5 protein-coding genes and 1 pseudogene are annotated in these 4621 nt (G+C 53.1%); 3 read left to right on the forward strand and 3 right to left on the reverse strand.

The features are described 5' to 3' along the window. Positions 1–193: pseudogene (locus AAC076_RS17185) on the reverse strand (hypothetical protein); the annotation flags it as partial. A 533-nt stretch (positions 194–726) separates the two neighbouring features. On the opposite strand from AAC076_RS17185, the gene AAC076_RS17190 reads away from it, so the two are divergent. The 3 genes from AAC076_RS17190 to AAC076_RS17200 all read left to right on the forward strand — a co-directional run bounded on the left by AAC076_RS17190 (position 727) and on the right by AAC076_RS17200 (position 3243). Further along, a complete protein-coding gene (locus AAC076_RS17190; protein WP_339848052.1) occupies positions 727–2004 on the forward strand; it encodes a hypothetical protein in 1278 nt (425 codons plus the stop codon). A gap of 403 nt (positions 2005–2407) precedes the next feature. Continuing rightward, positions 2408–2557 carry a hypothetical protein gene (locus tag AAC076_RS17195; RefSeq protein ID WP_022522203.1) on the forward strand — a complete coding sequence of 50 codons (150 nt, stop codon included), beginning with the start codon at positions 2408–2410 and terminating at the stop codon, positions 2555–2557. A gap of 371 nt (positions 2558–2928) precedes the next feature. Next, the gene (locus AAC076_RS17200; protein WP_197672011.1) at positions 2929–3243 is read left to right on the forward strand and encodes a hypothetical protein; all 315 of its coding nucleotides are present in this window, start codon (positions 2929–2931) and stop codon (positions 3241–3243) included. 149 nt (positions 3244–3392) lie between these two features. Here AAC076_RS17200 and AAC076_RS17205 read toward each other — a convergent pair whose 3' ends face one another. Together AAC076_RS17205 and AAC076_RS17210 are read right to left on the reverse strand one after the other, a co-directional pair. Next, on the reverse strand, positions 3393–4136 hold the full coding sequence (locus AAC076_RS17205) for a CopD family protein (protein WP_223828031.1): 744 nt from the start codon (positions 4134–4136) through the stop codon (positions 3393–3395). Between the two features lie 165 nt (positions 4137–4301). Continuing rightward, positions 4302–4621 (reverse strand): copper resistance CopC family protein (locus AAC076_RS17210; RefSeq protein WP_339848062.1); only part of this gene is annotated, 320 nt, incomplete at its 5' end.

The raw sequence follows: 4621 nt of genomic DNA on the forward strand, positions 1-4621 counted from the left end.
CCTCCCCAGCCGCCAGTTCTAGCTCTTCAGGGTCGAACCACATATCGCCAGCCTCAAGGCTGATCGTGCGGTCAACGTCAGCCTCGGTTAGGTTATTGCCACCACCGCCGTGGCCGGGTGCAGCCAGCGCCGCGCCCGTGATCAGACTTAATGAAAGGGCAAACAAAGACGTTGTTAAAAGAGTGTAGCGCATGGTCATTTACCTCAGAGGTTATTGTCACCCGTTCTTTATACGGTGTTAACCTGAAACGAGCCTGAACCTACAGTAAAAATATGACCTGCCGGATAAGTAGCTATCACGAAAACTTGCAAGCGCAAGGCCTTATTTCGGGACCTTTTTTAATTCAATACAGCATCTTCCGCTTAATAGTGAAATTTGTTCAGTTGCCGATGTCGGCAGCAGGGATGCTCTTGGTCATCACTGCGCATCATTGTCGGCAGAAAATAGTTGCCCCTTGTTGATGATGATGGTAGCGCTAGTTACTTTTATCGCTATGACCGGACGTCGGCTTTCCACTTCATCTATATTAACCCTTGTGTCTACATTTCCTGAAAGTTTTGCCACAAGATGTTAATGCGAGCGTACAAGCACCATGAGCGCTCATCATCGACGTTGATCTATCAGCAGAAGGTGTAGCTCGTTAAATATCGCCCTCATGAACTCAATGACCAGCCGATGCTGGCCAGTTTGATCTAGATCAGCGTGAAAAAACCAGAGGACAGCTCTTGCAAAAGACCAGTGGCTCCCCAGGGATGACAGAAGCAGAAAGGCTGAACCAGCACTGCACCTGTATCACTCTAGACCGACGAGCAGCCACCCAAAGTCTTATCGACCAGTTGGGCGACGATTCCGATGAGGCCTTTATCCGTTCGACCTGGCATCAACTTTTCTCGAATGTCGCTGTCTTTGTCCCATCTCAGGTTCTGGAGCAGATGAGGGCCACTGTTCAGGCCATAGAAAACGCCGCCGCTCTTCCCGACTATCAGCGACAAGTACTGTCTTGGGCCCCGCAAAGTGCACAGTTAAACCCCGGCCCAGTAGGTGTCTTCATGGGCTATGATTTCCATCTCGGCGAGGACGGGCCTCGCCTCATCGAAATCAATACCAATGCCGGAGGTGCATTTCTTAACGCGATCCTGGTACGGGCCCAACTGCAGTGTTGTGGTGATGCTAAAAGTGCGGCCGGGTCTGCCGACTTCGAGGCTAAAGTGATAGCCCAGTTCGAGAGCGAATGGCGTGCCCAGCGTGGCAATGGACGTCTGGAGAGGATAGCTATCGTTGATGATCAGCCTATGGGGCAATACCTCTATCCTGAATTCAAACTTGCCCAGCAGTTATTACGGCGTCATGGCATTGATGCTCTCATCCTCTCGCCTGGCGACCTTCGGTATGAGTCAGGCATGCTATACAGCGGCGGTAAGCGAGTAGATATGGTTTACAATCGCTTAGTGGATTTTGGGCTCGAAGCACCCGGAAACTCCGCCTTACACTCTGCCTGGTTGGACGGAGGCGCAGTCATAACCCCAAATCCCCATGCACACGCATTGTTCGCGGACAAACGCAACTTGGCTGTGTTATCAGATCCCGCGACGCTTATGGCTTGGGGGTTGAGCGCTCAAAATGCCGAATTACTTCGCTCTTGTATTCCCCGTACCTTACAGGTCAGCGCTGATAATGCTGATACCCTTTGGCAACAGCGACGGCAGTGGTTCTTCAAACCTGTCGCAGGCCACGGAAGTAAGGGAGTGTACCGGGGAAGTAAACTCACCAAAAAAACATTCAGCCAAATCTTGGAAAGCGACTATATTGCCCAGGCCCATGTGCCTCCCTCCGAACGCCTCGTTCTGGTCGATGGACAGCGTAAAAATCTCAAGGTCGACGTTAGACTGTATACCTATCGCGGCACACTGTTAATGGCCGCAGCGAGACTTTATCGAGGACAGACGACCAATTTCCGTACGCCAGGTGGGGGGTTCGCACCTGTGCTTCTCATGAAAGATTAGTTATCAAAAATATGATCTAAAGAGTTTGTCCCACAACTTATGCGATTATCGTGATAGGGCGTGGAACTCATCTTGCAAGGCGATCGCCTCACTTCGGCCCGCGATTAGTTATTCGGAAATTGCTCCCAGCAACCTTTCAATTGCGCGCAAGTTTTTCCTGCGTTTGGATTTAAAGCCTGGAAACTTACAATATTATCAGCTACGCGGATGAAACCTCGTCAATGAAGGCTGCCCTTAAAGGGGTATCTCTGGAGCGATATAGATAGCCACCTAGCCGAGCGATGGCCTTCATATAGAAACCATGTCGCGTCGCTGACCCAGTCGAGGCGGTGGAATCGACCGGTCGACCAGAACTAATAAATGATCAGTAAAGAACCGTTGCTAGCAAGGCAGCCGGGAACTGATGCCTAAGAATGATCAGTCCGGATACGATGTAGCCGAGCATAATGCCGATGGTGAGTCGATCGGCTGTGGTGAAGCACATATCCTCAATCCGGTAGCCAGTTTTTCAGATTCCATCATATACGTGTGTGCTAACGCACAGATCGTGTGATGTCAGACCCTGAACATGATGGTGCGGGTCCGTGTCGTTTGATCGCCAAGGTATCGGTCGCGTTACTATCCGCGCTAGATAACGAATAGTGCATTATGGAAATACAATCCTAATAATGTCAGGAAGGGTCTCCTCATGAATAGAGTCAACACTGCAGCAATGGCTTTTTGTCTTCTCGCTGTTCTGCCTAGGGCAGCATCCGCCCAAAACTCAGAGTACGGCCCACGGGTGTCCGTGAGTTTTCGATCTCTGGAACTGGCAGTAACGATCGGAATTTTAATAGCGGAAACTTCGGCGTGAGACTGTTGATCTTGGTTGGTATCTGAGGGATAACATGGTTGCCGGTGTTCGGCAAAGCGTCAATTACGCCGATGTCGAAGGCGAAGGCGGGCGTCACAGATGGTTTCTGGAACGGCTCAACCCGTGGTTACCTAACCCATCAGTTCCTTGATGGTCGTGCGCGGCCCTTCGTCGGTGCTAGCCTCGGTGGTATCTATGGAGACGGCGTCAAAGACAGCGCCTTCGCGGGACGGGAAACGGGTATGAAATACTATGTTCTGCCCAAGGCCTATTTCCTCGCTCGCGCTGAGTATCAGTTCCTGTTCAGCGATACCGACGATGCCACCGATGCGTTTCAGGAGGACGGTATCTGGGCTTATACGATTGGTCTGGGCTACAATTTCTGAACCACATCAAGATGCCACGAACCACCACGGCCACGTGGCGGGTGTGCATCTCTTGTCGCGCGCGGATGGCATCGGCCTTGCCTTCCGGATAGCGTTGCTTATAGCTATTAAGCTAGGTTCTTAACTACCTAAGGTGGTTGTCCTGACGGTCACCCATTCGGTGATGTCACCCTTGTCAGCACCGCCGTGATCAGCAGGATAACCACGACCAGCACCACCTCCAGCGCAATACTGCGCTGCAAACGTCGTGGGGCTGTTGCATCGCCGCTCTCAAAGGCAGGTACAAGCCGCCACTTGTTCGCGGCAGCAAATAACAGCAGCACCGCGACAATCAATACTTTGCCGATCAAGAACTGTCCATATGCCGTGGTGAGCAGGGGTGTGAGACCGCCTGTTAGCAGCGTGGCCAAAGTGACGCCCGCCAGTACCAACACGCCAACTCCGCCCATGGCGAGTTGCCCGAAACGGGTCAGAATGCGGGCGGTATTGCCGTGGTTGTAATGTTGCCCCACTAAGTGGAACAGCGGCCACAGCGAGGCTACCCAGAATGCTGCCGCCATCAGGTGAACGATCAGCAAGACAGCCAGAACGAGGCGTGGGGTGTTTACTGTATGCCCCACCTGCACGAATGCCAGCATCACCAATAAAACGCCTACTAGGCTCAAGCTGTTGGCTGTTTTCGAGAACGCTAAGTTATTAAGCTGAATCGCCTGGACCAGCAGCAAACCAGCTACCACCAGTATTAGTCGACCCCCGGACGCGCCATCGAACACGATCCCGAGCAACATTGGGTTGGTTGCAGCCGCTATATTGCCGCCTCCAAGGTAACCAGCTTCTAAAGACCACTGGAACAGAATCAGGATGACCCCCGCCCAGGCAGAAAGGACACCCATGCGGGCGACGCGCCTCCGGTCGTGATCAGGGAGCCGGGGAAACGCTAGACGAAACAACACGGCCCCCGTCGCGACTAGGGCGCTAAGGTAAATCCCGGCCGCCACGAGAATCATCGCGACGGTCCAGACATCGAGGCTATTTACGGAGAACCACCAAGCCACGGGTCAGGGCTCGACCGAGAAGTTAAAACCGTCGGACATCATGTGTCCGTCATCCGATAGGCCGCGCCAGTGCACCTGGTAGTCCCCAGCCGAAAGAATTTCACCGGGCTTCACGACGTAGCGTTCGACCTGTTCACTGCCTGGCTGACCATCAAGAGGAACGGGGCCGTTTGGGCCTGTCACTTCAAACTGGGTGATGCGCATCATGCCACCAAACTCGATGCCAATCTCTGCTGGGGAATCCTGAATGGTGACGCCATCCTTAGGCGAAGTGCTTGCGCCCCCTTCATGGGCCAGCACTGGGATTGCTAGCGACAGCAACA

The organism is uncultured Halopseudomonas sp. (assembly GCF_963977355.1).
Taxonomy (GTDB): Bacteria; Pseudomonadota; Gammaproteobacteria; order Pseudomonadales; family Pseudomonadaceae; genus Halopseudomonas.

What these genes read in the sequence shown, in the direction of transcription:
- AAC076_RS17205 (WP_223828031.1), bottom strand. Translation starts at nt 4,136, where the DNA reads ATGGGTGTCCTTTCTGCCTGGGCGGGGGTCATCCTGATTCTGTTCCAG.
- AAC076_RS17195 (WP_022522203.1), top strand. Translation starts at nt 2,408, where the DNA reads ATGCCTAAGAATGATCAGTCCGGATACGATGTAGCCGAGCATAATGCC.
- AAC076_RS17200 (WP_197672011.1), top strand. Translation starts at nt 2,929, where the DNA reads ATGTCGAAGGCGAAGGCGGGCGTCACAGATGGTTTCTGGAACGGCTCA.